23 protein-coding genes are annotated in these 25,440 nt (G+C 62.9%); 12 read left to right on the forward strand and 11 right to left on the reverse strand.

Annotated features, from left to right (window positions below):
- Positions 1 to 35: 35 nt before the first annotated feature.
- The 6 genes from pqqA to BMW74_RS09820 all read left to right on the forward strand — a co-directional run bounded on the left by pqqA (position 36) and on the right by BMW74_RS09820 (position 5,150).
- The gene (gene pqqA / locus BMW74_RS09795) at positions 36 to 110 is read left to right on the forward strand and encodes a pyrroloquinoline quinone precursor peptide PqqA (RefSeq protein WP_003194766.1); all 75 of its coding nucleotides are present in this window, start codon (positions 36 to 38) and stop codon (positions 108 to 110) included.
- An 86-nt stretch (positions 111 to 196) separates the two neighbouring features.
- The gene (pqqB, locus tag BMW74_RS09800) at positions 197 to 1,108 is read left to right on the forward strand and encodes a pyrroloquinoline quinone biosynthesis protein PqqB (protein WP_093417696.1); all 912 of its coding nucleotides are present in this window, start codon (positions 197 to 199) and stop codon (positions 1,106 to 1,108) included.
- Positions 1,109 to 1,189: 81 nt separating this feature from the next.
- Positions 1,190 to 1,942 carry a pyrroloquinoline-quinone synthase PqqC gene (pqqC, locus tag BMW74_RS09805; protein WP_093417700.1) on the forward strand — a complete coding sequence of 251 codons (753 nt, stop codon included), beginning with the start codon at positions 1,190 to 1,192 and terminating at the stop codon, positions 1,940 to 1,942.
- Positions 1,939 to 2,214, forward strand: coding sequence for a pyrroloquinoline quinone biosynthesis peptide chaperone PqqD (gene pqqD, locus BMW74_RS09810; protein WP_093417703.1), 276 nt, complete (start codon positions 1,939 to 1,941; stop codon positions 2,212 to 2,214). The genes pqqC and pqqD overlap by 4 nt, the downstream gene beginning before the upstream one ends.
- A 10-nt stretch (positions 2,215 to 2,224) precedes the next feature.
- Positions 2,225 to 3,355 (forward strand): pyrroloquinoline quinone biosynthesis protein PqqE, encoded by a 1,131-nt coding sequence (pqqE, locus tag BMW74_RS09815; protein WP_175479191.1) that lies wholly within the window; start codon positions 2,225 to 2,227, stop codon positions 3,353 to 3,355.
- On the forward strand, positions 3,321 to 5,150 hold the full coding sequence (locus BMW74_RS09820; protein WP_093417713.1) for a S9 family peptidase: 1,830 nt from the start codon (positions 3,321 to 3,323) through the stop codon (positions 5,148 to 5,150). Before pqqE ends, BMW74_RS09820 begins: the two co-directional genes overlap by 35 nt.
- A 124-nt stretch (positions 5,151 to 5,274) precedes the next feature.
- On the opposite strand, the gene BMW74_RS09825 is transcribed toward BMW74_RS09820, so the two are convergent.
- Positions 5,275 to 6,552: an aspartate aminotransferase family protein gene (locus tag BMW74_RS09825; protein ID WP_093417718.1), complete on the reverse strand. Its 1,278-nt coding sequence runs from the start codon at positions 6,550 to 6,552 to the stop codon at positions 5,275 to 5,277.
- 256 nt (positions 6,553 to 6,808) lie between these two features.
- Here BMW74_RS09825 and BMW74_RS09830 point away from each other — a divergent pair, with 256 nt between their 5' ends.
- On the forward strand, positions 6,809 to 7,738 hold the full coding sequence (locus BMW74_RS09830; protein WP_093417722.1) for a LysR family transcriptional regulator: 930 nt from the start codon (positions 6,809 to 6,811) through the stop codon (positions 7,736 to 7,738).
- A 236-nt stretch (positions 7,739 to 7,974) separates the two neighbouring features.
- Here BMW74_RS09830 and BMW74_RS09835 read toward each other — a convergent pair whose 3' ends face one another.
- The 9 genes from BMW74_RS09835 to bioB all read right to left on the reverse strand — a co-directional run bounded on the left by BMW74_RS09835 (position 7,975) and on the right by bioB (position 18,583).
- Positions 7,975 to 9,753 (reverse strand): acyl-CoA dehydrogenase C-terminal domain-containing protein, encoded by a 1,779-nt coding sequence (locus BMW74_RS09835; RefSeq protein ID WP_093417726.1) that lies wholly within the window; start codon positions 9,751 to 9,753, stop codon positions 7,975 to 7,977.
- A gap of 216 nt (positions 9,754 to 9,969) precedes the next feature.
- Positions 9,970 to 11,259: a GGDEF domain-containing protein gene (locus BMW74_RS09840; protein WP_093417730.1), complete on the reverse strand. Its 1,290-nt coding sequence runs from the start codon at positions 11,257 to 11,259 to the stop codon at positions 9,970 to 9,972.
- Between the two features lie 222 nt (positions 11,260 to 11,481).
- Positions 11,482 to 13,287 carry a phenylacyl-CoA dehydrogenase gene (locus tag BMW74_RS09845; protein ID WP_093417735.1) on the reverse strand — a complete coding sequence of 602 codons (1,806 nt, stop codon included), beginning with the start codon at positions 13,285 to 13,287 and terminating at the stop codon, positions 11,482 to 11,484.
- Positions 13,288 to 13,557: 270 nt separating this feature from the next.
- A complete protein-coding gene (locus tag BMW74_RS09850) occupies positions 13,558 to 13,854 on the reverse strand; it encodes a pyrroloquinoline quinone biosynthesis protein PqqE (protein ID WP_093417739.1) in 297 nt (98 codons plus the stop codon).
- Between the two features lie 107 nt (positions 13,855 to 13,961).
- Positions 13,962 to 14,642: a dethiobiotin synthase gene (gene bioD / locus BMW74_RS09855; protein WP_093417744.1), complete on the reverse strand. Its 681-nt coding sequence runs from the start codon at positions 14,640 to 14,642 to the stop codon at positions 13,962 to 13,964.
- Positions 14,642 to 15,451, reverse strand: a complete 810-nt coding sequence (gene bioC, locus BMW74_RS09860) for a malonyl-ACP O-methyltransferase BioC (RefSeq protein ID WP_093417749.1) — start codon at positions 15,449 to 15,451, stop codon at positions 14,642 to 14,644. Before bioC ends, bioD begins: the two co-directional genes overlap by 1 nt.
- Entirely contained in the window at positions 15,444 to 16,175 is a 732-nt protein-coding gene (locus BMW74_RS09865; RefSeq protein WP_093417754.1) for an alpha/beta fold hydrolase, read from the reverse strand. The genes bioC and BMW74_RS09865 overlap by 8 nt, the downstream gene beginning before the upstream one ends.
- A complete protein-coding gene (bioF, locus tag BMW74_RS09870; RefSeq protein ID WP_093417758.1) occupies positions 16,168 to 17,346 on the reverse strand; it encodes an 8-amino-7-oxononanoate synthase in 1,179 nt (392 codons plus the stop codon). The genes BMW74_RS09865 and bioF overlap by 8 nt, the downstream gene beginning before the upstream one ends.
- Positions 17,347 to 17,527: 181 nt before the next feature.
- A complete protein-coding gene (gene bioB, locus BMW74_RS09875; protein WP_093417762.1) occupies positions 17,528 to 18,583 on the reverse strand; it encodes a biotin synthase BioB in 1,056 nt (351 codons plus the stop codon).
- Between the two features lie 94 nt (positions 18,584 to 18,677).
- On the opposite strand from bioB, the gene BMW74_RS09880 reads away from it, so the two are divergent.
- The 5 genes from BMW74_RS09880 to rarD all read left to right on the forward strand — a co-directional run bounded on the left by BMW74_RS09880 (position 18,678) and on the right by rarD (position 24,559).
- Positions 18,678 to 19,418 carry a ComF family protein gene (locus BMW74_RS09880; protein ID WP_093417766.1) on the forward strand — a complete coding sequence of 247 codons (741 nt, stop codon included), beginning with the start codon at positions 18,678 to 18,680 and terminating at the stop codon, positions 19,416 to 19,418.
- A 58-nt stretch (positions 19,419 to 19,476) separates the two neighbouring features.
- Complete coding sequence (locus BMW74_RS09885) at positions 19,477 to 20,241, forward strand: TOBE domain-containing protein (RefSeq protein WP_093417770.1); 765 nt, start codon at positions 19,477 to 19,479, stop codon at positions 20,239 to 20,241.
- 77 nt (positions 20,242 to 20,318) lie between these two features.
- Positions 20,319 to 22,220: a PhoX family protein gene (locus BMW74_RS09890; protein WP_093417774.1), complete on the forward strand. Its 1,902-nt coding sequence runs from the start codon at positions 20,319 to 20,321 to the stop codon at positions 22,218 to 22,220.
- Between the two features lie 291 nt (positions 22,221 to 22,511).
- A complete protein-coding gene (locus tag BMW74_RS09895) occupies positions 22,512 to 23,486 on the forward strand; it encodes a serine/threonine protein kinase (protein WP_093417778.1) in 975 nt (324 codons plus the stop codon).
- A gap of 185 nt (positions 23,487 to 23,671) precedes the next feature.
- Entirely contained in the window at positions 23,672 to 24,559 is an 888-nt protein-coding gene (gene rarD / locus BMW74_RS09900) for an EamA family transporter RarD (RefSeq protein WP_093417783.1), read from the forward strand.
- A 198-nt stretch (positions 24,560 to 24,757) separates the two neighbouring features.
- Here rarD and BMW74_RS09905 read toward each other — a convergent pair whose 3' ends face one another.
- Complete coding sequence (locus BMW74_RS09905) at positions 24,758 to 25,300, reverse strand: glycine cleavage system transcriptional repressor (protein ID WP_093417788.1); 543 nt, start codon at positions 25,298 to 25,300, stop codon at positions 24,758 to 24,760.
- Positions 25,301 to 25,440 lie beyond the last annotated feature (140 nt).

The raw sequence follows: 25,440 nt of genomic DNA on the forward strand, positions 1-25,440 counted from the left end.
GGTGAATGTTCTCACCCACCCGAAGGAGGTTTTCTATGACGTGGTCCAAACCCGCTTACACCGACCTGCGCATCGGCTTTGAAGTCACCATGTACTTCGCCAGCCGTTGATTTTGCCTCCGGGTAAAAACCGCAGTGCAACGCCTCGGCCGGTCCGGGGCGTTTTTATTTTCAAGCGTTGAGGTAAGGGAGCAGACATGTTCGTCCAGATTCTAGGTTCCGCCGCCGGCGGTGGTTTTCCGCAGTGGAACTGCAACTGCGTGAACTGCGCGGGGTTTCGTGATGGCAGCCTGAACGCCAAGGCACGGACCCAATCGTCCATCGCGATCTCCGATGACGGCGTGAACTGGATCCTGTGCAACGCCTCGCCCGACATCCGCGCCCAGCTCCAGGGCTTCGCGCCCCTGCAGCCAGGCCGCGCCCTGCGGGACACCGGGGTGCAGGCGATCATCCTGATGGACAGCCAGATCGACCACACCACCGGCCTACTCAGCCTGCGCGAAGGCTGCCCGCATCAGGTGTGGTGCACCGACATGGTCCACGAAGACCTGAGCACCGGCTTCCCGCTGTTCACCATGCTCAGCCACTGGAACGGTGGCCTGCAGTGGAATCCCATCGAACTGGACCAGCGCTTCAGCATCCCGGCCTGCCCGAACCTGCGCTTCACCCCACTGCCGCTGCGCAGCGCGGCACCGCCCTACTCGCCGCACCGCTTCGACCCGCACCCCGGTGACAACATCGGCCTGATCGTCGAAGACCTGAACACCGGCGGCAAGCTGTTCTACGCGCCGGGGCTGGGCAAAGTGGATGGGCCGCTGCTGCAGATCATGGCCGGCACCGACTGCCTGCTGGTGGACGGCACGCTGTGGGACGACGACGAAATGCAGCGCCGCGGCGTCGGCACTCGCACCGGCCGGGAAATGGGTCACCTGGCACAGAATGGCCCCGGCGGTATGCTTGAAGTGCTGGAGCAACTCCCCACGCAACGCAAGGTGCTTATCCACATCAACAACACCAACCCGATCCTCGATGAAGACTCGGCCGAGCGCGCCGAACTGGTACGACGCCAGGTTGAAGTGGCGTATGACGGCATGAATCTCGTGCTGTAGCCGATCCACAGGGATTTGCGAGCGCCATAGATCCCATGTGGGACTGGCCGCATTTGAAAGGTCGTACCCAGGAGAGCCCAGATGACCCACACCCCAATGTCCCCCACCGAGTTCGAAGCCGCGCTGCGGGCCAAAGGCGCCTACTACCACATCCATCACCCCTACCACGTGGCGATGTATGAAGGCCGGGCCAGCCGTGAACAGGTCCAGGGCTGGGTCGCCAACCGCTTCTACTATCAGGTGAACATCCCGCTCAAGGACGCCGCCATCCTCGCCAACTGCCCGGACCGGGAGATCCGCCGCGAGTGGATCCAGCGCCTGCTCGACCACGATGGCGCACCGGGCGAGGACGGTGGCATCGAGGCCTGGCTGCGCCTCGGCCAGGCCGTGGGCCTGGACCCGGATCAGCTGCGCTCTCAGGAGCTGGTGCTGCCCGGCGTGCGTTTCGCCGTCGACGCCTACGTCAACTTCGCCCGTCGCGCCAATTGGCAGGAAGCGGCCAGCAGCTCGCTGACCGAGTTGTTCGCCCCGCAGATCCACCAGTCGCGCCTGGACAGTTGGCCGCAGCATTACCCGTGGATCGACCCGGCCGGCTACGACTACTTCCGCACCCGCCTGGGCCAGGCCCGGCGCGATGTCGAGCACGGGCTGGCGATCACCCTGCAGCACTACACCACCTACGAAGGCCAGCAGCGCATGCTGGACATTCTCCAGTTCAAACTGGACATACTTTGGAGCATGCTCGACGCCATGAGCATGGCCTATGAACTGAACCGCCCGCCTTATCACAGCGTGACCGGGCAGCGGGTCTGGCACAAAGGGATCGTCCTATGAGTTTCGACCGCAGCAAGACGCCACGCTGGCGCCCCGGCTACCGCTTCCAGTACGAACCGGCGCAAAAAGGCCACGTGCTGCTGTACCCCGAAGGCATGATCAAGCTCAACGAAAGTGCCGCGCTGATTGGTGGCCTGATCGATGGCCAGCGTGACGTTGCGGCGATCATCGCGGCGCTGGATGCCCAGTTCCCCGGCGTGCCGCAGTTGGCTGAAGACATCGAGCAATTCATGGAGGTCGCCCGTGCAGAGCACTGGATCGAACTCGGTTGAGTCACCGCACATCCCGCCCACGCCCGAGACCGGCCTGCCGCTGTGGCTGCTGGCCGAGCTGACCTACCGCTGCCCGCTGCAATGTCCGTACTGCTCCAACCCCCTGGACTTCGCCGCGCAAGGTCAGGAACTGACGACCGAGCAGTGGTTCAAGGTGTTTCGCGAGGCCCGGGAAATGGGCGCCGCGCAACTGGGCTTCTCCGGCGGCGAGCCGCTGGTGCGCCAGGACCTCGCCGAGCTGATCGCCGAGGCCCGCCGGCTGGGGTTCTACACCAACCTGATCACCTCGGGCATCGGCCTGACCGAACAGAAGATCAGCGACTTCAAGCAGGCCGGGCTCGATCACATCCAGATCAGTTTCCAGGCCAGCGACGAACAGGTGAACAATTTGTTGGCCGGTTCCAAAAAGGCCTTCGCGCAGAAGCTGGAGATGGCCCGTGCGGTGAAGGCCCACGGCTACCCGATGGTGCTGAACTTCGTCACCCATCGGCACAACATCGACAAGATCGACCGGATCATCGAGTTGTGCATCGCCCTTGAGGCCGACTTCGTCGAACTCGCCACCTGCCAGTTCTATGGCTGGGCCCAGCTCAACCGGGTCGGCCTGCTGCCCACCCAGGAGCAGTTGATCCGCGCCGAACGCATCACCAACGAGTACCGCGCCAAACTTGCGGCCCAAGGGCATCCGTGCAAGCTGATCTTCGTCACCCCGGACTACTACGAAGAACGCCCCAAGGCCTGCATGAACGGCTGGGGCAGTGTGTTCCTCACCGTCACCCCGGACGGCACCGCGCTGCCGTGCCACGGTGCGCGGCAGTTGCCGGTGCAGTTCCCCAACGTGCGCGAGCACAGCATGCAGCACATCTGGTACGACTCGTTCGGCTTCAACCGCTTTCGCGGCTACGCCTGGATGCCCGAGCCCTGCCGCTCGTGTGACGAAAAGGAAAAGGACTTCGGCGGCTGCCGATGCCAGGCATTCATGCTCACGGGCGACGCGAGCAATGCCGATCCGGTGTGCAGCAAGTCAGCCCATCACGGCGTGATCCTCAAGGCCCGCGAAGAATCCGAGCATGCCACCCAGACCATCGAACAATTGGCCTTTCGCAATGAACGAAACTCACGCCTCATCGTTAAAGGCTGAACCCCTGAGCGCCCTCAAGGCCGTGGCCGCCGGCATCGATTTCACCGACCTGCAGGTCGGCGCCCACGGCCTGTTCTGGAACGAGTACCGCCCCGAGGACGGCGCCTGCCGGATCTGGCACTGGCGCGACAACGCGGCTCACTGCCTGACCCCCGCGGGGTTCAGCGTCAGCAGCCGGGTCTATGAGTACGGAGGTCGATCGTTCTGCCTGAGCGATGACGGCCTGGTTTTCGTCAATGAGGCCGATCAACAGCTGTATCGACAAGCCCTCACCGGCGCGCCCCAGGCACTGACTTCGGGGGATTGCCGCTATGGCGACCTGCAATGGGCCAACGGCCAGGTGCTGGCGGTCGAGGAACACGGCGATCAACACCGGCTGGTGGCCATCGACCTGAACGACGGCCAGCGCCATTTGCAGGTGCAAGGCGCGGACTTCTACGCGGCCCCGACCTTGAGCCCGGATGCCACGCGACTGGCCTGGATCGAGTGGAGCCGCCCCCACCAACCCTGGACCGCGACGCGCCTGATGGTCGCCGAGCGCGACGACCGGAGCGGTTTTGCCGCGCCGCGCTGCGTGGCCGGTGACGACCTGGAGGAATCCCTGCAACAACCGCGCTTCGACGCGAACGGGCGCTTGTACTGCCTGACGGATCGCGGCGGGTTCTGGCAGCCGTGGGTCGAATCCGCCAGCGGCCTGCAACCCTTGCCCAGCGCTCGCGCCGATCATGCGCCGGCGCCCTGGCAATTGGGCGGCTGCACCTGGCTGCCGCTGGGGGATGAGCGCTACCTGGCGAGCTGGACCGTGGACGGATTTGGCCGCCTGGGCATTTGCGCAGGCGCGGCGGTGGAAGATTTCACCGGCCACTACAGCCGTTTTCGCGGCCTGGCGTTCGATCAACAGTGCATTTTCGCGATTGCCGCCTCACCGAACGCACCCTCGGCGGTGATCGCCATCGACCGTCGTACCCATCACGTCAACGTCCTGGCCGGCGGCATCGCATTGCTGCCCGCGGATCAGATCAGCCAGCCACAACCCCTGCGCTACCCCAGCGGCACGGGCGAGGCCCACGGCTTCTTTTATCCGGCCTTGGGCAACGTCAGCCAACCGCCGCTGGTGGTGTTCATTCATGGCGGCCCCACCTCGGCCTGCTATCCGATGCTCGACCCGCGCATCCAGTACTGGGCGCAACGTGGCTTTGCCGTCGCCGACCTCAACTACCGTGGCAGCAGCGGCTATGGCCGGGCTTATCGACACGCCTTGCACTTGCGGTGGGGCGAGGTGGATGTCGAAGACGCCTGCGCAGTCGTCGCCCACTTGGCCGGGCGGGGTTTGATCGATGGCGACTGCGCGTTCATTCGCGGCGGCAGCGCGGGCGGCTACACCACCCTCTGCGCCCTGGCGTTGCGCGATGTGTTCTGCGCGGGCGCCAGCCTGTACGGGGTCAGCGACCCACTGGCGCTGGCCCGCACGACCCACAAGTTCGAAGGCGACTACCTCGACTGGCTGATTGGCGACCCGCACGTCGATGCCGAACGCTACGCGGCGCGCACGCCACTGCGGCACGCGAGCAACATCCGTGTGCCGGTGATCTTCTTCCAGGGCGAACTCGACGCCGTCGTGGTCCCGCAACAGACCCGCGACATGCTCAAGGCCCTACAAGACAACGGCATTGCGGCCCAGGCCCATTACTACCCGGACGAACGCCACGGCTTTCGCAAGGCCAGCAACCAGGCCCATGCGCTGGAGCAAGAGTGGTTGTTCTATTGTGGGGTGATGGACCGCCAGGGCAACTGAGCGGCGCAACGGCGGCGTCGCCCAGCAGCGCCCACGCAAAAAAACGCCCCATGCCAAAAGGATCAGGCATGGGGCGCTGCGTTATACCGCGAGACGGTTCGGGAATTCAGTGAGAGGGGGTCGTTCAGACCGCGATGCCTTTGCGGCATTGCAGTTGCGCCGTGCGCACCCGGGAGAAGGCACGGGCCAGGCGCAGCAGCATTTCGTCGACGTTGGCCTGGCTGACCGTCAGCGCCGGGGTAAACCGCAGGCAGTCCGGTTGCGTGGCGCTGAGCAGCAGGCCTTCGTACAGCGCGGCCTTGATGACTGCGTCGGCCGAGTCGTCACTGAGGGTTAGTCCCCAGAGCAATCCTTGGCCTCGCAGCTCGCCATGCCCGTAGCGGTTGGCCAGGCGGGCCAGGCCTTCGCCCAGGTACTGCGCGGTTTCGCCTACGTGTTCAAGGAAGCCGTGATCCAGCACGCTGTCGAGTACCGCAAGCCCTGCCGTGGCCATCAAGGCATTGCCATGATGGGTGCCGGCCAGCTCGCCCGGCTCGAAGCAACAGGCGTAACCACGAGCCAGAAGCGCCGCGACCGGCAAACCGCCACCCAGGCCTTTGCCCAGCACGACAATGTCGGCCCGCACGCCGTAATGCTGCTCGGCGAGCAAACGCCCACAACGGCCGATGCCGGTTTGCACTTCGTCGAGGATCAGCAGAATCCCCAACTCCCGGCACAACCGCTCGACGCCTTTGAGGTAATGCTCGGTCGCCGGCACCACCCCGGCGGCGGACTGGATCGGCTCCAGCATGATCGCCACGGTCTGCTCATCCACGGCCGCATGCAGCGCCGGCAAGTCATTGAACGGGACGTGGCTGAACCCTGGCAGTTGCGGCTCGAAGCGATTGTTCTGACCGTCCGAGGCGGACAGGGCCGCAAAGCCGTGGCCATGACAGCTACCGCCTGCGGTGATGATTCGCGAGGCGCCGCCGCGATGCAACTGACCCCACTTGCGCGCCAGCTTGATCGCCGCTTCGCATGCCTCGCTGCCACTGTTGAGCAGGTAAGCCTGGTCGCTGCCGGTGCTGTGGCACAAACGCTCGGCCAGGTTGAGTTGGCCACGGTTCAGCAGACCTGCCCCGGGATTGATCAGCGCTTGTGCCTGGGCCGCAATGGCCCTGACCAGCGCCGAGGGGCTATGGCCAAGGCTGTTGGCGCCGGCGCCCTGGGCAAAGTCCAGGTAGGCGCGGTCGGCACTGTCCCACAACCAGGAGCCCTGGCCACGGACAAAAATCTGTGGGGGTCGCTCGACACTCGGCATCAGGCACTCACTGGAAAGGTTGTCGTGCCGTGTTTGCTGGCGATGATCGACGGTCAGGTCATCCAGGTTCGGTGGCGGGCGACGCAGGTTGAACAGGTTCATCCGCGCAGTCCCTCCAGGGCCAAGCCCGGCAAGCGTGACGAGCAATCCTCGACCCGACCGGTACATGTCCGCTCTTTGTCGCTATTGCCGATCAAACCCTGCCCAAGGTTTTTTGACTTGCCTATGTAAACACCTTCGAGGTAAACGGTATTCATCGCGTTCTCTGGCCCTGTAAGCCCTGTGAATACGGTTAGACTAGGCTTCTGCCAGGCGCTCAGCCATTTCGATTTCCCAGCTTTTTCAATAAGAATTACTTATGGATTTTAAGCAACTGCGTTATTTCGTCGCGGTGTACGAAGAAGGCCATGTCGGGCGGGCCGCCGAACGCTTGTCGATCTCCCAACCGGCCCTGTCACAGCAGATCCGCCACCTGGAACAGCACCTCGACGTGAACCTGTTCGAGCGCAGCAGCAAACGGCTGCTGCCGACCCTGGCCGCGCACACGCTGTACAACCACGCCTTGCCCCTGCTCGACGGTATGCAGCGGGCACGCGAGGCCCTGGGCAACTTCAAGGGCCAGGCCCTGCGCACCCTGGCCATCGGCGTGCTGCAAACCGTGCACACCAGCCTTGTACCGAAAATGCTTGAACGGGTTCGCACCGCACAGCCCCACCTCGTCGTGCAGATCTACGAACTGACCGGACTGGAAATCGAACGGCGCCTGCTCAATGGTTCACTGGACATTGGCATCAGCTATCTACCGCCGCGCCAGCCGGGACTCCATGGTGTGCTGCTGTACGAGGACGAACTGACCCTGGTCATCCCCGCCGATCATCCCTTGCGCGAATTCAAGAAGGTCTCCATGAGTCAGGCCGCCGAGTTGCCCATGTTGCTGCTGGGCGAGGAGTTCCAGATCCGCCAGATCTGGCAGGGGCAACTGGCCAATCTCGGACGCCGCCCGCAGGTACAGGCGGAACTGAACAATATGGCGGGGATTCTCGACAGCCTGCCGCACACCCGATTGGCCACGGTCCTGCCCGGTCGCTCGCAGCAGGCGCACGGCAACAAGGCACTGTTGTGGAAACCCTTGAGTGAGCCACGGGTGCCACTGAAGGTTGGGTTGGTGTGTCGAGACGTGCAGCGCCAACAGGCAACGCTGGAGTTGCTGCGCAATCTGCTGGAGGACGTGATGAATGGCCCGGATGGGCGGCTGACAAGCCCCACGGTACTGGATGTACAGGGCTGAACGGCAAAAAACAAAAAACGCAGGCAAAGAAAACCCCGCCGAAGCGGGGCTTTGCAGACTGTTTCCCTGACATCCATTTCACTCCGCCATCCTGGCAGAATCCTACGTGTCCATGTTGTAGCTTGGCGCTTCCTGCGCGACGTCCATGGGCAGTAGAGTAGCCGTGGATCCAATCCTGGCATAGGGGAGAACAGCAGCACGCCCTGTAAGCATTTGCTTACAAAACGTGACAATCATCAAAATTGTGCGGCATCCAGCAGGAACAACGACTCGCTACCGGCCTTCACTGAAGCACTCAGCGAATGAATCCGCGGCAGCAGACGGGCGAAGTAGAAGCGCGCAGTCCCGAGTTTGCTGGCATAGAAGTCGTCCTGCGTTTCTTTGCCGAGCGCAGCCTTGGCCATCAGCGCCCACATGTAGGCGTAGGACACGTAGCCAAACACCTGCAGGTACTCGACCGAGGCCGCACCGATTTCGTTCGGGTTGCCTTGCACTCGATCCAACAGCCAGGCGGTCAGTTCGTCCAGCGTATCCACCGCACGGTTCAACGGGCGGACGAATTCGCTCAATTCAGCACCGGCGGTGGCGGTGAAATGACGAATCTCATCGGCGAACAGCTTGTAGTACGCCCCGCCACTGCCCACGATCTTGCGCCCGACCAAGTCCAGCGCCTGAATGCCGTTGGCGCCTTCGTAAATCTGCGTGATGCGGATGTCACGCACCAGTTGCTCCTGGCCCCACTCGCGGATGTAGCCGTGGCCGCCAAAAACCTGCTGGCCGTGCACCGTGGTTTCCAGGCCCAGGTCCGTGAGGAACGCCTTGGCCACCGGCGTCAGCAAGGCCACCAGGTCCTCGGCACGCTTACGCGTGGCCGGCTCTTCGCTGAACTTGGCCGTGTCCAGTTGCATCGCCACATAGGTGGAGAAGGCTCGGCTACCTTCATTCGAAGCCTTCATGGTCAACAGCATGCGACGCACATCCGGGTGGACGATGATCGGGTCGGCGATCTTGTCCTTGTACTGCGCCCCCGTCGACGAACGGCCTTGCAGGCGATCGCGGGCGTACTCGACAGCGTTCTGGTACGAACGCTCGCCCGTGGCCAGGCCCTGGATACCAACGCCCAGGCGCTCGTAGTTCATCATGGTGAACATGGCCGCCAGGCCCTTGTTCGGTTCACCAACCAGGTAACCCACCGCGTCATCGAAGTTCATGACGCAGGTAGCCGAAGCCTGGATGCCCATCTTGTGTTCAATCGAGCCGCAGTTGACCGGGTTGCGCGCACCGAGGCTGCCGTCGGCGTTGACCATGAACTTGGGCACCAGGAACAGCGAAATGCCTTTAGGGCCCGCCGGGGCATCCGGCAGCTTGGCCAGCACCAGGTGAATGATGTTTTCGGTCAGGTCGTGTTCGCCACCGGTGATGAAGATCTTCGTGCCGCTGACCTGGTAGGAACCGTCCGCTTGCGGCTCGGCTTTACTGCGAATGATCCCCAGGTCGGTGCCAGCATGGGGTTCGGTCAGGCACATGGAGCCCGCCCAGAGACCGGCATACATGTTCGGCAGGTAGGTCGCCTTCAGCTCTTCGCTGGCGTGAGCATTGATCGACAGGCAAGCCCCGGCCGTCAGCATCGGGTACAGGCCGAACGACAGGCTGGCGGAGTTGACCATCTCCTCGACCTGGGCCGAGACCACCTTGGGCATGCCCATGCCGCCGAACTCAGGATCACCACCGACACCGACCCAGCCGCCTTGCGCATAAGTCTGATAGGCCTGTGGGAAACCGGCAGGCGTCGTGACGACACCGTCGTGCCAATGGCAGCCTTCTTCGTCGGCAGCACGGCTCAATGGCGCGATGCTTTTGCTGGTGACTTTACCGGCTTCCTCAAGGATTGCCTCGACAGTCTCGGCGTCAACGGTGTCAGCCAAAGCCGGCAGTTCAGCCCAAAGCTTGGCCACCTCAAAGACTTCGTTGAGGACGAAGCGCATATCGCGCAGGGGCGCTTTGTAGTCAGCCATGGCAAACCTCTGAGAACGTGAAAAGTAATTCGTGGGATCGAGCATCAGCAAGCACTCGAGTGTACCCGAACAACTTTTGAGACACATAGCGTCAGCTCATGACTTATTTGTTATTTTTAGTCACAAAGGCAATCATCCTGACATCATTCGATGATCACTGACCGCTTCGCTGGGCTCGCTCACTTCACCACTCAGACGCCAAATGCGCCATCGTCCTTAACCCGCCGCCTCTTCCATGCGCACCGCTCCCCGGCGGTTCTGCCCGTATGCCATCACACAGTTTCGTCCCGCGCCCTTGGCGCTGTAGAGCGCCTGGTCGGCGGACTTGAGGACTTCTTCCGGGGTGCGCTGCTCCAGGCGCTCGGCCACGCCGATACTCATCGTCACCGAGACACTTGAAACCCCTGGACCTGAGCGACGCTGACGACCTTGCTGGTCGTCCTGCGGCCGGTTGTCCCGATTGCGCAACTGGATGTTGTACGTGGCAATCGCCTCGCGGATGACCTCCAGGTGCGGCAGGCACTCTTCCAGGGTCTTGGCGGCGAACACCAGGGCAAACTCCTCGCCCCCATAGCGATAGGCCCGGCCACCGCCACCGATCTTCGACAGTTTGCTGGCAACCAAGCGCAACACCTGATCGCCCACATCGTGACCGTGGGTGTCGTTGAATTTCTTGAAGTGATCGACATCGCCCATGGCCAGCACGTAGTTGCGACCCAGGCGCTGCATCCGCTCGTTCAACGCACGACGCCCCGGCAAGCCGGTCAACTCATCACGAAACGCCATTTGGTAGGCCTCATGGGCAACCGCGGCGGCGATCATCAGCATCACTTGGCTGCACATGATGTTCAGGGTAAAGGGCAGGATGAAGGTCTTGGGCAACATCCAGAACAACCCGAGCAGGCCCACCAATTGCGCCGCATGCAGGGGCCGGGGGTTACGCCAATACTGGTAGACCAGCAACAGGAAAGCCCCGATGAACACCGGGTATGACAGCTGGATCAAGCTCATCCACGAACCGTGCAGTGCCGGCCAGCGGATCTCTGCCAGCCAGTTCAGGAGCGCCTGGGGATAACTCTGCTCCAGCCCCAAGGCGACACTGCCAAAGGCCAGCAACACGGCGAAGCGCGCAACCATGTCCTGGAACAGGTGCGTACGCTCCTGCCACGCAGCGAACAACCCGTACAACAAGGGCAGCAGCAGGCAGCACAGATGGAAGATGACGGCGGCGTCATCACGCACACTCCCGTTATCACGGTAGTAATCGGTCTGGGTATCGAGCAAAAAGTAGGCGATGTACACCGTGACCATCAGAAACAGTTCGCGCTGGCGTCGGTAAACCGCGCAATACGCACCGCCGAGCAACAGCACCAAGGTGGGAAGCACGTTGAACAGCGAGGTGAAGAAGACGTTGAGGTCCTTGACGTAGGCAGCCGCAAGCCCCGCGAACAACAACAGCAGTGAAGGTACAAAGTGACTGAAACGTACAGCGGACGAACGCGGCAAGGGTAGAGCTCCGGCCTGGCAAATCAACGAATGGCATTGTGCCTGCATTGTGAGCAGTTAAGCACACGCAGTGTGATGCACATCACACTGCACACTCTTTAACGGCAGCAAAGGCGTTCTACTTAGCGTTTTAGTCGGGAATATTTGTTTCGGTTTGCGCCAAACAAAAAAAGCCGCTGTTCCCGAAGGAACCGCGGCTTTTTCAAGAGATAACGCGGGGGTTTAGTAACCCAGCGCGAAGTCTTCTTCTTTCATGTCCATCAGGTTATTGGCGCCCGACAGCATGGTTGCCACGTGGGTGCGAGTACGCGGCAGGATGCGCTGGAAGTAGAAGCGCGCGGTCTGCAGCTTGGCGGTGTAGAACGCCTCTTCGGTGGTGCCGGCAGCCAGCTTCTCGGCAGCCAGGCGTGCCATGTCGGCCCAGAAGTAGGCCAGGCAGGCGTAACCGGAGTACATCAGGTAATCCACGGACGCCGCGCCGACTTCTTCGCGGTCCTTCATGGCGGCCATGCCGACCTTCATGGTCAGTTCGCCCCATTCCTTGTTCAGTGCCGCCAACGGCGTGACGAACTCTTGGACCGCCTCATTGCCTTCGTTGGTCTGGCAGAACTTGTGGACGATCTTGGTGAAGCCTTTCAGGGCCTCGCCTTGGGTCATCAGCACTTTGCGGCCCAGCAAGTCGAGTGCCTGGATGCCCGTGGTGCCTTCGTACAGCATGGAGATACGGCTGTCGCGTACGTTCTGCTCCATGCCCCACTCGGCGATAAAGCCGTGGCCGCCATAGATCTGCACACCGTGGTTAGCGGATTCAAAACCGACTTCCGTCATGAAGGCCTTGGCAATCGGCGTCATGAACGCCAGCAGTGCGTCGGCTTTCTTCTTCTCTTCTTCGTCCACGCCGTACTTGACGATATCGACCAGCTTGGCGGTGAAGTAGACCATCGCACGGTTGCCTTCGGCGAAGGCCTTCATGGTCAACAGCATACGACGTACGTCAGGGTGCACGATGATCGGGTCTGCGGCCTTGTCCGGCGCTTTCGGGCCAGTCAGGGAACGCATTTGCAGGCGATCACGAGCGTATTTCAAGCCGCCCTGGAAGCCGATCTCGGCGTGAGCCAGGCCTTGCAGCGCCGTACCCAGGCGGGCGGTGTTCATAAAGGTGAACATGCAGTTCAGGCCTTTGTTCGCCGGGCCGATCAGGAAACCAGTGGCCTCGTCGAAGTTCATCACGCAGGTGGCGTTACCGTGGATGCCCATTTTGTGTTCCAGGGAACCACAGGTCACGGCGTTGCGTGCACCTACGCTGCCATCGGCGTTCGGCATGAACTTGGGAACGATGAACAGGGAAATGCCTTTGGTGCCAGCCGGTGCATCCGGCAGGCGGGCCAGAACGATGTGGACGATGTTATCGGCCATGTCGTGCTCACCGGCCGAGATGAAGATCTTGGTGCCGGAAACCTTGTAGGAACCATCAGCCTGAGGCTCGGCCTTGGTGCGCAACATGCCCAGGTCGGTGCCGCAGTGAGGTTCGGTCAGGCACATGGTGCCGGTCCACTCGCCGGAAACCAGTTTGGTCAGGTAGGCGTCGCGCTGCTCTGGGGTGCCGTGCTCGGAGATGGTGTTCATCGCGCCGTGCGACAGGCCAGGGTACATGCCCCACGACCAGTTGGACTCGCCGACCATTTCGCTCACCGCCAGACCCAGGGACTCCGGCAGGCCTTGGCCACCGTGCTCTACGTCGTGCGCCAGGCTAGGCCAGCCGCCTTCTACGAATTGCTTGTAGGCTTCCTTGAAACCGGTCGGCGTCTTCACGCCCGACTCACTCCAGGTACAACCTTCGATGTCACCCACGCGGTTCAGCGGAGCCAGCACCTGCTCACAAAACTTGGCGCCTTCCTCAAGAATGGCGTCAACCATGTCCGGGGTAGCGTCCTGGCAAGCCGGAAGGCTCTGATAGTGCGCTTCGTAGCCGAGCAGTTCGTCACGAACGAAGCGAATATCACGCAAGGGGGCCTTGTAGTCAGGCATAGCGATAAACCTCTGCTGATGTAACCGGGAATGAGCGACCGCAAAAAAATTGTTGTGACGGTCAAACAGTTGTTTGAAACATACGTTTACGCCGAAATCTTGTCAAGCATCGTTCCGTCACCATTCGTCATCAACTGCGTCAAAAGCGCACAGGCACAGCTTCACCGCCGATGCACAAAGCATCAGAGTGATCAGGAAAGATTAGTTGAGCGAGCAGGATATGCCTGAACGCCACATGGGTGGCGCTCAGGCACAGGGATCAGCGAGGAATCAAGCGTAGGTGTCGATCAACGTCCCGAGGGCTTCATCAGAGGCCTTGGCGACATTGACGCCCAGTTCCACCTGCAGTTTGCCCTGGGCCATTTCGACCCGGTTACTGGCCACGTCCGACTGTTGGCTGCGATCAACCGAACGCATGCGATCGACCTGAGCCTCGGAAGACTGGCTGCTGACCGCGCGTTCGACGGTGGTGTTGGCGATCTGGCTAGCGGCCTGATCGACACGGCTCTGACCGGCACTCATGGTGCTCAAGCCAGCGTAAAAAGCGGTGCTTCCCGAGATTTCCATGGGATCACTCCATCCTGCAAAGGGTAACCAGGGCTCATTGAAGCAGAGCCCCCCGGAAAACACCCGACAAAAACACTAATGGCACAGTGCCTTGCCATAGGCAAAACCTAGTCCAGCAAATCCAGTTCAAGGTATTCGGCCACTGATTGTGCCGTGACTGCCTTGAGTTTCGGTACCCGGCCCAGGCACGGCGCCGGCAGACGCTCGGCCAGGGTCGCCAGGTTCTCCTCCAGCCGCGATGTCTTGGGATCGATGATATTGGCCACCCACCCCGCCAACTGCAGACCATCCCGGGCAATCGCCTCGGCGCTGAGCAGCGCATGATTGATGCAGCCCAACCGCATGCCGACCACCAGGATCACCGGCAACCCCAATGCCATCGCCAAGTCCGAAAGGTTGTCCTGACCCGCCAGCGGCACTCGCCAGCCACCGGCCCCTTCGATCAAGGTGAAATCGGCCTGCTTGTCCAGGATGTGGCGCATCGGTACCAGCAACGACTGCACCGTCAGCGCGACGCCCGCCTCACGGGCCGCCAGGTGCGGGGCGATGGCCGGCTCGAACGCCAACGGATTCACCTCGGCGTAGGTCAGCGGCAACGAACACTGCGCCAGCAACGCCAGGGCATCGCTGTTACGCAGCCCTTGGGGGGTCATCGCGCAACCCGAGGCCACGGGCTTGCCGGCCGCGGTACTCAGCCCCGCCATCTTCGCGGCGTGCAACAGGCCTGCAGCAATGGTGGTCTTGCCCACGTCGGTATCCGTGCCGGTGATGAAATACGCTGCGCTCATCATGGTTTCTCCAACACGGCGTAGACCACCTGGTAAGTCGCGGGCAGCCCTTGCGCCTGACGAAACTGCTCATAGGCGTCGATCAACGCCAGGATCCGTGCCCGACCGGTCAACCCTCCCGGTCGCCCAGGATTCAGATTGTGTGCGCCCAGGGCCTTGAGTTCATGGGTCAGGCCACGCACATCCGGATAGTGCAGGACATGCGGGCAGCGCTGCAGGCTCAGGACCTTCAGACCACTGTCCGCGCACAGCTGTTGATAGGTACTGAACCCGCGAAAGCGATTGACGTGGACCATACCGTCCACCTCACGCCAGCTGTCGCGCAACTCATACAGCGTCCCCGCGCACAGGCTGGCAAACGCCAGCACGCCACCGGGCTTGAGCACCCGATAGGCCTCGCTCAACACCGCGGCAAAATCGACACACCATTGCACTGCCAGGCTGGAAAACACCAGGTCGCAACTGGCATCGCGCAACGGCAGGCTCTCAGCGTCGCCCGCCATGAAATGGTGCGCGCCGCCCAGGGGCCGAGCGTGATTGAGCATGCCTTCGGCGATGTCCAGCGCCAGCCCTTCACTGCGCTGAAAGCGCTGCGCCAAGGCCCGACTGAAATGCCCGGTGCCACAACCCACATCCAGCCAGCGATCAGGCGCATGCCCTGTTGGCAGCCGCGCCATCAACTCCGCGCCGACCGCCCGCTGCAACTCGGCAACGCTGTCATAGCTGGCCGCCGCCCGGGAAAAAGACGCCGCCACCTGGCGCTTGTCGGGCAGGCGATTGGGCAAGGGAGGAAAAGACAAATCAGTCATCACGGCACTCATGCAAAAAGGCCTGGATCGCCCCCGCCACTCCATGGGGGTCTTCCAGAAGAAACGCATGGCTGGCCTGTTCAATCAGACCAACTTCGATATCGGGGAGTAACGCCAGCAGCTCACTGGCCGCCTCGGCAGGGACCAAGCCATCAAGCCCGGCGAACAGATGCAACTGTGGTCCGCGAAAAGCCAGCAAGGCCTGGCGGGTGTCGAGTTGGGCCAGCAACTCCAGGCCGCTCATCAGCACCGCGCTCGCCGTATGGGGCGCACCGCCCAGCAACAGCCGCGCAAGCCCGCGCGGGTCTTCGGCGCCCTGGGCACACAAGAGACTGAAGCGCTTGAGGGTCATGCGCGGGTCGGCACTGCAGCCCGCCAGAAAACCATCGAAGGTTTCATTCGGCATGGCGCATGCCCACGGGTCCTGAGCAACAAAGGACGGATTGCTCGCCAGGGTCAGCAGCCCGCAGCAGCGCTCGCCCCGGCGTGCCGCCAACTCGGAGGCCAGCATCCCGCCGAGCGACCAGCCGCCCAGCCAGGTGTCGGGCGGCACGCGGGCGTCCAACTCATCGAGCCATTGCTCAAGGTCGCTCGACTCCAGTTCCGGCAACGGCTCGATCTCGACCCGCAGGTGTTCGTCCAACCCTTGCAAGGCGGCGGCCAGGGGCTCCAACGGCGATACGCCGAGCCCCCAACCCGGCAACAGCATCAGACGATTACGCATGGTTCGGCACCGCCCTTAGTTGCTGAACACAATCGGCCAGACCTTCTAACAATAGCTGCACCTGAGCTTCGCTGTGGGCGGCGGTCAAGGTCACGCGCAACCGAGCACTGCCGGCCGGCACGGTGGGCGGACGAATGGCCGTGACCATCAGCCCGCGCGCGCGCAGCATCTGCGAAAAAAGCACGGCACGCCCGGCATCGCCGATCATGATCGGTTGAATCGGCGTGGCGCTGTCCATCAGCGCCAGGCCAATCTGCTCGGCGCCGTGACGGAACTGGCGGATCAGCGCCTGCAAATGCTCACGCCGCCAATGTTCGGTGCGCAGCAGTTCAAGGCTTTTAAGGGTGGCACAGGCCAGCGCGGGGGGCTGGCTGGTGGTGTAGATGTAGGGCCGGGCGAACTGGATCAGGCTCTCGATCAGGTCATCGCTGCCCGCCACAAATGCCCCAGCCGTGCCGAACGCCTTGCCCAGGGTGCCGACCAACACCGGCACATCCTCCAGGCTCAAGCCAAAATGCTCGACGATCCCGCCACCGTTGGCCCCCAACGGGCCAAAACCATGGGCATCGTCGACCATCAGCCACGCGCCCTTGGCCCGGGCTTCCAGGGCCAAGGCCGGTAGATCGGCGATATCGCCGTCCATGCTGAACACCCCATCGGTCACCACCAGCGTATTGCCGGTGGCGTTCTCCAGGCGCTTGGCCAGGCTGACGGGGTCGTTATGCAGATAACGCTGGAACCGCGCACCGGAGAGCAAGCCGGCGTCCAGCAGCGAGGCGTGATTGAGGCGGTCTTCGAGCACCGTGTCGCCCTGCCCGACCAGCGCCGTGACCGCGCCGAGGTTGGCCATGTAACCGGTGGTAAACAACAGCGCCCGTGGGCGACCGGTCAGGTCGGCCAAGGCCTCTTCAAGGGCGTGGTGCGGGCTGCTATGGCCGATCACCAGGTGCGAGGCGCCGCCGCCGACACCCCAGCGGGCAGCGCCGGCACGCCAGGCTTCGATCACCTGCGGGTGATTGGCCAGGCCCAGGTAATCGTTGTTGCAGAACGCCAGCAACGGCTGGCCATCGACCACCACCTTCGGCCCCTGGGGGCTTTGCAGCAAGGGCCGTTGGCGATAGAGGTGTTCGGCACGACGGGCAGCAAGGCGTGCAGCGAGATTGAAGGACATGCAGGCCTCGGCAGTCAGATCACATAAATCGGGGTAGGCACACAATCCAATGTGGGAGCGGGCTTGCTCGCGAAGACGGACTGACATTCAACATCGATGTCGACTGAACCGACGCTTTCGCGAGCAAGCCCGCTCCCACAAGGGGTTGAGTCCATCCACTCAGAGGAATCAGTGGATGGGCTCAAACCGCAGCGTTATAGAACTGCTCGCTGCTCTTTTGCTCCACCAGCGCCTGCTCAATGGCCGCCTGGTGCACCTCATCGGCGTGACCTTCGCCCGCTTCGGGCTGGATACCCAAGCGCGCGAACAGTTGCATGTCCTGGTCCGCCTGAGGGTTGGACGTGGTCAGCAACTTGTCGCCGTAGAAAATCGAGTTGGCACCGGCGAAGAACGCCAGGGCCTGCATCTGCTCGTTCATCGCTTCGCGGCCAGCGGAGAGGCGCACGTGGGATTGCGGCATCAGGATCCGCGCAACCGCGAGCATGCGGATGAAGTCGAACGGGTCGACGTCGTCGGCGTTTTCCAGCGGTGTGCCGGCGACCTTGACCAACATGTTGATCGGCACCGACTCCGGGTGCTCCGGCAGGTTGGCCAACTGGATCAGCAGGTTGGCGCGGTCGTCCAGCGACTCGCCCATGCCCAGGATGCCGCCCGAGCAGATCTTCATCCCCGAATCACGCACGTACGCCAAGGTCTGCAGGCGCTCGCCATAGGTGCGGGTGGTGATGATGCTGCCGTAGAACTCCGGCGAGGTGTCGAGGTTGTGGTTGTAGTAGTCCAGGCCAGCGCTGGCCAGCGCCTCGGTCTGGTCCTGGTCGAGCCGGCCGAGGGTCATGCAGGTTTCCAGGCCCATGGCCTTCACGCCCTTGACCATCTCCAGCACGTAGGGCATGTCCTTGGCCGACGGATGCTTCCAGGCCGCGCCCATGCAAAAACGGGTCGAACCAATGGCCTTGGCACGCGCGGCCTCTTCGAGGACCTTCTGCACCTCCATCAGCTTTTCTTTTTCCAGGCCGGTGTTGTAGTGACCGGACTGCGGACAATATTTGCAATCTTCCGGGCAAGCGCCGGTCTTGATCGACAGCAGGGTCGACACCTGGACCCGGTTTGCGTCGAAATGCGCACGGTGCACCGTCTGCGCCTGGAACAACAGGTCGTTGAAGGGCTGGGTAAACAGCGCCCGTACTTCGGCCAAAGACCAATCGTGACGCAATTTGGCGGTGATGCTGGCGCTCATCGGCTAATTTCCTTTCTTATGCTTGATACACGCTCGGGACAATGGCGTTCCCACAGGCGCTACACGGATGTTTCGGCATATTTAAGGAAGAGTCATGCGCTGTCAACCACGATACGAAGGACCGGTTTACATCTGGCTAAAAAACATACAGCAGTGTTTGCTCTGCGATGAAGCCACCGACACCCCTCAGCCTATTTGCACCCCCTGCGAGACCGAACTGCCCTGGCTCGGCGATCATTGCCAGATATGTGCCGTGCCGCTGCCCATGTCCGGTCTGACCTGCGGCCAATGCTTGAAGGCGCCGCCGGCGTTCGAGCAGGTGATCGCGCCCTGGACCTACAGCTTCCCGATCGACAGCCTGATCACCCGCTTCAAGCATTCGGCAAACTGGCCCTACGGCCACCTTTTGGCCGAACTTCTCGCACAATCGCTGCAACATCGCTTCAACGAAGGCCTGGCGCAGCCCGACGCGCTGGTGCCGGTCCCGCTGGCCCGCAAACGCCTGCGCGCGCGGGGTTTCAATCAAGCGGCGATGCTTGCCCATTGGCTGCGCGAGCGGTTGCTGATCCCGTGCGACGAACACCTGGTACAGCGCATCCACCACACCCCCACGCAACAGGCCCTGACCGCCGACGCTCGCCAACGAAACCTGCGCAACGCCTTCGCGCTGACGACCACCGCCCAGGTTGCGGGGCGCCACCTGGCGCTGGTCGACGATGTGCTCACCACTGGCGCCACCGCCCGCAGCCTCGCCCGCCTGTTGTGCAATGCCGGCGCGGCGCGGGTCGATGTCTATTGCCTGGCCCGCACGCCAAAAACCGCCGCCTCGACTTGACGCAAGCCAACGAAGCCGCCAACGTCCACTTCCATCACCCCCGCTTGCAGCCCCGACCATGCCCCTGTCCAGCTTGTTGTCCCAACACATCGTCCGGCGCCCGCAACGCATCGCGCTGCTGCAACACATCGCCGAACAAGGCTCGATCACCCGTGCCGCGAAGAGCGCCGGGATCAGCTACAAAGCGGCGTGGGATGCCATCGACGAGTTGAACAACCTGGCGCAAAAACCGCTGGTGGAACGCAGCATCGGTGGCAAGGGCGGCGGCGGCGCCAAGCTGTCCGCTGAAGGGGAGCGGGTGCTGCGCCTGTATCAACGTTTGCAAGCCTTGCAGGCCCAAGTGCTGGAAGCCGCCGAAGATGCCAGCGATCTCGACCTGCTCGGCCGCCTGATGCTGCGCACCAGCGCCCGCAACCAACTGCATGGCCAGGTCACCCACATCGAAGCCCAAGGGCACAACGACCTGATCACCCTGACCCTGGCCGGCGGGCTGGCCCTGCACGCACGGATCACCCACGACAGCACCCAACACCTGGAGCTGCGCCCCGGCACCGAAGTGGTGGCCTTGATCAAGGCCGGATGGCTCGAACTGCTCGGCCCGGACCAGGCGGCCAGCGCTGGCTACAACTGCCTGCAAGGGACGGTCGATGAAATCCTCGATGCCCAGGACGGTCCCAGTGAAGTGCGTATCGCACTGCCGTCGGGCCAGACGCTGTGTGCGCTGGCCGAGCCCATCCAGTTGAGAACCCTGGGCCTGGACGCGAAAAAGCCCGTCCGGGTGCAGTTCGCCCCGACCAACGTCCTGCTCGGCACGCCGCTGTAGCTGCCTCGCGCCCAGGTGCAACATAAGCGTCATAAACCCGCTTTAAGGTGACTGCAAAAACCAGCAGGAAGCCTGATGTGAGCCTATTAGAAGAAAACCAAGCCACCGACCTCGAAACCATGGTCGGCCTCAGCCGCCGTCGCTTCATCAGCGCCGGAGCCTTGTGCGGCGCCGCGATGTTCCTGGGGGGCAACCTGCTGAGCCGCAGCGTGCTGGCCGCCAGTGTCAGCGCCGCCAACAGCAACCTGCTGGGGTTTGCCAGCATCCCCGCTGCCACCCACGACACCCTCACCTTGCCGCCCGGCTACCGCGCGTCGGTGTTGATCAGTTGGGGCCAGCCGCTGCACGCCCAAGGTCCGGCCTTCGACCCCAGCGGCAACGGCAGCGCCGAGCACCAGGAACTGCAGTTCGGCGACAACAACGACGGCATGAGCCTGTTCCCCTTCCCCGGCGACGACAACCGGGCGCTGATGGCCATCAACAACGAATACACCAACTACCGCTACCTCTACCCTCATGGCGGCATGCCGCAGTCGGCCGCCGACGTGCACAAGGCACAGGCCTGCGAAGGGGTGTCGGTGATCGAAGTACAGCGCAAGGGCGACCAGTGGCAGTTCGTCCAGGGTTCGCCCTACAACCGGCGCATCCACGGCAACACACCGATTCGCGTCGCCGGCCCGGCCGCCAGCCATGCGCTGCTCAAGACCAGTGCCGATCCCAAGGGCCAGACAGTCCTGGGCACCTTCCAGAACTGCGCCAACGGCAAGACGCCGTGGGGCACTTATCTGACCTGCGAAGAGAACTTCACCGACTGCTTCGGCAGCAGCGACCCACAGCAAACGTTCGATGCCGCGCAAAAACGCTACGGCGCCGTGGCCACCAGCAAAGAGATCAACTGGCACCCGCACGACCCGCGCTTTGACCTGGCGCACAACCCCAACGAGCTCAACCGCCACGGCTGGGTGGTGGAGATCGACCCGTTCGATCCAACGTCGACGCCGGTCAAGCGCACCGCCCTGGGGCGCTTCAAACACGAGAACGCGGCCCTGGCCGAAACCCATGACGGCCGCGCCGTGGTGTACATGGGCGACGATGAGCGCGGCGAGTTCATCTACAAATTCATCAGCCGCGACAGAATCAATCACACGGATGCCAAGGCCAATCGCGACCTGCTGGACCACGGCACCCTGTACGTGGCGCGCTTCGACGCCGGCGACAACAACCCCGACCACCCCAAGGGCCAGGGCCAGTGGATCGAGCTGACTCACGGCCAGCACGGCATCGATGCCAGCGCCGGCTTCGCCGACCAGGCCCAGGTGCTGATCCAGGCGCGCCTGGCCGCCAGCGTGGTCGGCGCCACGCGCATGGACCGCCCCGAGTGGATCGTCGTCAGCCCCACCGACGGCCAGGTCTATTGCACCCTGACCAACAACGCCAAGCGCGGCGAAGATGGCCAACCGGTGGGCGGCCCCAACCCTCGGGAGAAAAACGTCTACGGGCAGATCCTGCGCTGGCGCACCGAAGGTGATGACCATGGCGCAGACACCTTCGGCTGGGACCTGTTCGTGGTCGCGGGCAACCCCGCCGTGCATGCCGGCACCGCCAAGGCCGGCTCGTCGAACATCAACCCACAGAACATGTTCAACAGCCCCGATGGCCTGGGCTTCGACGACGCCGGGCGCTTGTGGATCCTCAGCGACGGGGACTACAGCAACGCAGGCGATTTCGCCGGCATGGGCAACAACCAGATGCTCTGCGCCGACCCGGCCACCGGCGAAATCCGCCGATTCATGGTCGGTCCGGTCGGCTGCGAAGTGACCGGCATCAGTTTCTCCCCGGACCAGAAGACCCTGTTCGTCGGCATCCAGCACCCGGGTGAAAACGGTGGATCGACCTTCCCCGAACACTTGCCCAACGGCAAGCCGCGCTCTTCGGTGATGGCGATTTCCCGGATCGATGGCGGGATCGTCGGCGCCTGATACGCCGCCCTTTCGCGAACGGGCTCGCTCCCACAGGGTCATGCGGTTCACTTAAGCTCGCCACGGACTGTTTGAATGTCGAGATGACCTTAAGTGAACAGTATTGCGTTCCCACAGGGGGTCTGTGACACAAGCAGAGGCTGTGTTCACTGAAGATCCAATGTGGGAGCGAGCCTGCTCGCGATGACGTCAGCGCAAACGCCTCCCAGCTCAAGCCGAGCCCCTTAATCCCTGTCATCTGCGCTACCATGCCCGGTCGGACGCGGCAGCCTGCTGCGCGCAGGAGTCAGCATGTCCCACCCGTTTGAAACACTTACCCCCGATCTGGTGCTCGATGCTGTCGAAAGCATCGGCTTTCTCAGCGATTGCCGTGTCCTGGCGCTCAACAGCTACGAAAACCGCGTCTACCAAGTGGGCATCGAAGACGGCGAACCGCTGATCGCCAAGTTCTATCGCCCGCAGCGCTGGACCAACGAAGCGATCCTCGAAGAGCACCGTTTCACCTTCGAACTGGCCGACTGTGACGTGCCGGTCGTGGCGCCGATGATCCACAACGGCGAAAGCCTGTTCGAACACGCCGGCTTTCGTTTCACCCTGTTCCCCCGCCGTGGCGGCCGGGCGCCGGAGCCGGGCAACCTCGATCAACTCTATCGCCTGGGCCAACTGCTCGGCCGCTTGCATGCCGTGGGCGCCACCCGCCCCTTCGAGCACCGCGAAGCGTTGGGCGTGAAGAACTTCGGCCATGACTCGCTGACGACGCTGCTCGAAGGCAATTTCATCCCGCGCAGCCTGTTGCCGGCCTACGAGTCAGTGGCACGCGACCTGCTCAAGCGTGTGGAAGAGGTCTACAAGGCCACGCCCCACCAGAACATCCGCATGCACGGTGATTGCCACCCCGGCAACATGATGTGCCGCGACGAAATGTTCCACATCGTCGACCTCGACGACTGTCGCATGGGGCCTGCCGTGCAGGACCTGTGGATGATGCTGGCCGGTGATCGCCAGGAATGCCTGGGCCAGTTGTCGGAACTGATGGACGGTTACCAGGAGTTCCACGACTTCGACCCGCGCGAACTGGCGCTGATCGAACCGCTGCGCGCCTTGCGCCTGATGCACTACAGCGCCTGGCTGGCCCGACGCTGGGACGACCCGGCGTTCCCCCACAGCTTTCCGTGGTTCGGCACCGAGCGTTACTGGGGCGACCAGGTGCTGGCCCTGCGCGAGCAATTGTCGGCGCTGAATGAAGAGCCGCTGAAGCTGTTTTGACTCAGCCCGCACCCCACCATTCCCTGTGGAAGCGAGCCTGCTCGCGATGAGGCCGTCTCAGTCAACATCTATGCTGACTGAGATGTCGCCTTCGCGAGCAGGCTCGCTCCCACAAGGTTTGCGAACACACTTGGACAAATCTCCTTACAATCGCCCTTTGTTAGCTGCCTAAGCAAGGACTCTGCATGCAAGCCGCCAACCCCCGTCGCGGGTACATTCTGGGCCTGAGTGCCTACATCATCTGGGGATTGTTCCCGCTCTACTTCAAAGCCATTGCCAGCGTCCCCGCCGTGGAAATCATCATCCATCGGGTACTCTGGTCCGCGCTGTTCGGCGCGTTGCTGCTGATGGTCTGGAAGCACCCCGGCTGGTGGCGCGAACTGCGTGAGAACCCGCAACGCCTGGCCGTCCTCGCTCTGAGCGGCACGTTGATCGCCGCCAACTGGTTGACCTACGTCTGGTCGGTGAACAACGGGCGCATGCTCGAAGCCAGCCTGGGCTACTACATCAACCCGCTGGTGAATGTGCTGCTGGGCATGTTGATTCTCGGCGAACGCCTGCGCCGCTTGCAGTGGGTGGCGGTTGGCCTGGCGACCGTGGGTGTCGCGCAACAGGTGTGGCAAGTCGGCAGCCTGCCGTGGGTGTCGCTGGTGCTGGCGCTGACGTTCGGCTTCTACGGCCTGATCCGCAAACAGGCGCCGGTCAAGGCCCTGCCAGGGCTGGTGGTGGAAACCTGGATGCTGGTCCCGATCGCCGTCGCCTGGTTGCTCTTCAACCCGACTGCCAGCACTGCCCAGGCCGAATTCTGGACCACTTCCCAAGCCTGGTGGCTGGTGGCCGCCGGGCCGATTACGCTGGTGCCGCTGGTGTGTTTCAACGCCGCTGCCCGGCACTTGCCCTACACCACCCTGGGCTTCCTGCAATACCTGGCACCGACCCTGGTGCTGCTGCAAGCGGTGCTGTTGTTCGGTGAACACCTGTCGTCCAGCACCCTGGTGGCCTTCATGTTTATCTGGGCCGGCCTCGCGGTCTACAGCATCGATGCCTGGATGAGTTTGCGTCGCCGTCGCTGATCAAAAAACGCACAACTGCGTGCAGGCCCTGCCCCCCGTGGCCTGCACGCATCCTTCCCAAGGTTATCCACAGCCTGGTCCCCACCGTTTGTGCACAACCCCTTGAAACTGCTGGTTTTTTGATCAAGCGCTGAAGCGCTATGCGCCCCGTGGCCTGGCGCACTGTCTCTACAGGTTATCCACAGGCAGGTGCACGCTTTACTGGGATAACCCGTCAACGCCCGGCGGGTCGCTGCGCAGCACCAACTCCACCATCAAATCATCGGCCAGGGTTTCCAGGCGCGCCTGCAAGTCATCCAGGGACAAGGTCAGCGGCACCGCGAGAATCGCTTCGGCGTGGAACAGCGACTCGCTGCTCATCGGTGCCAGGCGGACCTCGGTCACCAGGCGCTCCAGGTTGACCCCTTGTTCGCTGAGCAGGCGGGTGATGTCGCGCACGATCCCCGGACGGTCGTTTCCCACCAACTCCATGGCAATCGGCTTCCACGTGCAGGCTTGCTCGATGCCACTTTCGGCGATCAACACGCGAATCCCTTGTGCGGACAATGCCTGCAGCGCCGCCACCAGTTCGTCATAAGCCTCGGCGGGCACGCCGACGCGCAGGATCCCGGCGAACTGCCCGGCCATGCGCGACATGCGGCTCTCCAGCCAGTTGCCGCCATGCTCGGCAATGCATTGGGCGATGCGCTCGACCTGCCCTGGCTTGTCAGGGGCAAAGACAGTGAGTACGAGATGGTCCATGGCGCAGCCCTCTTTGTGATGAGAGAAGCAAGTATAGGCAAGGGGTGGAGGGTCACCGGCTGGCGTTGGTTTCGATGTTGACAGAACCATCGTTTTCGCGAGCAGGCTCGCTCCCACAGGGACAGCGGATCGTCTGTGGG

This window comes from Pseudomonas sp. ok272 (assembly GCF_900109995.1).
In the GTDB taxonomy this organism is placed as follows: domain Bacteria; phylum Pseudomonadota; class Gammaproteobacteria; order Pseudomonadales; family Pseudomonadaceae; genus Aquipseudomonas.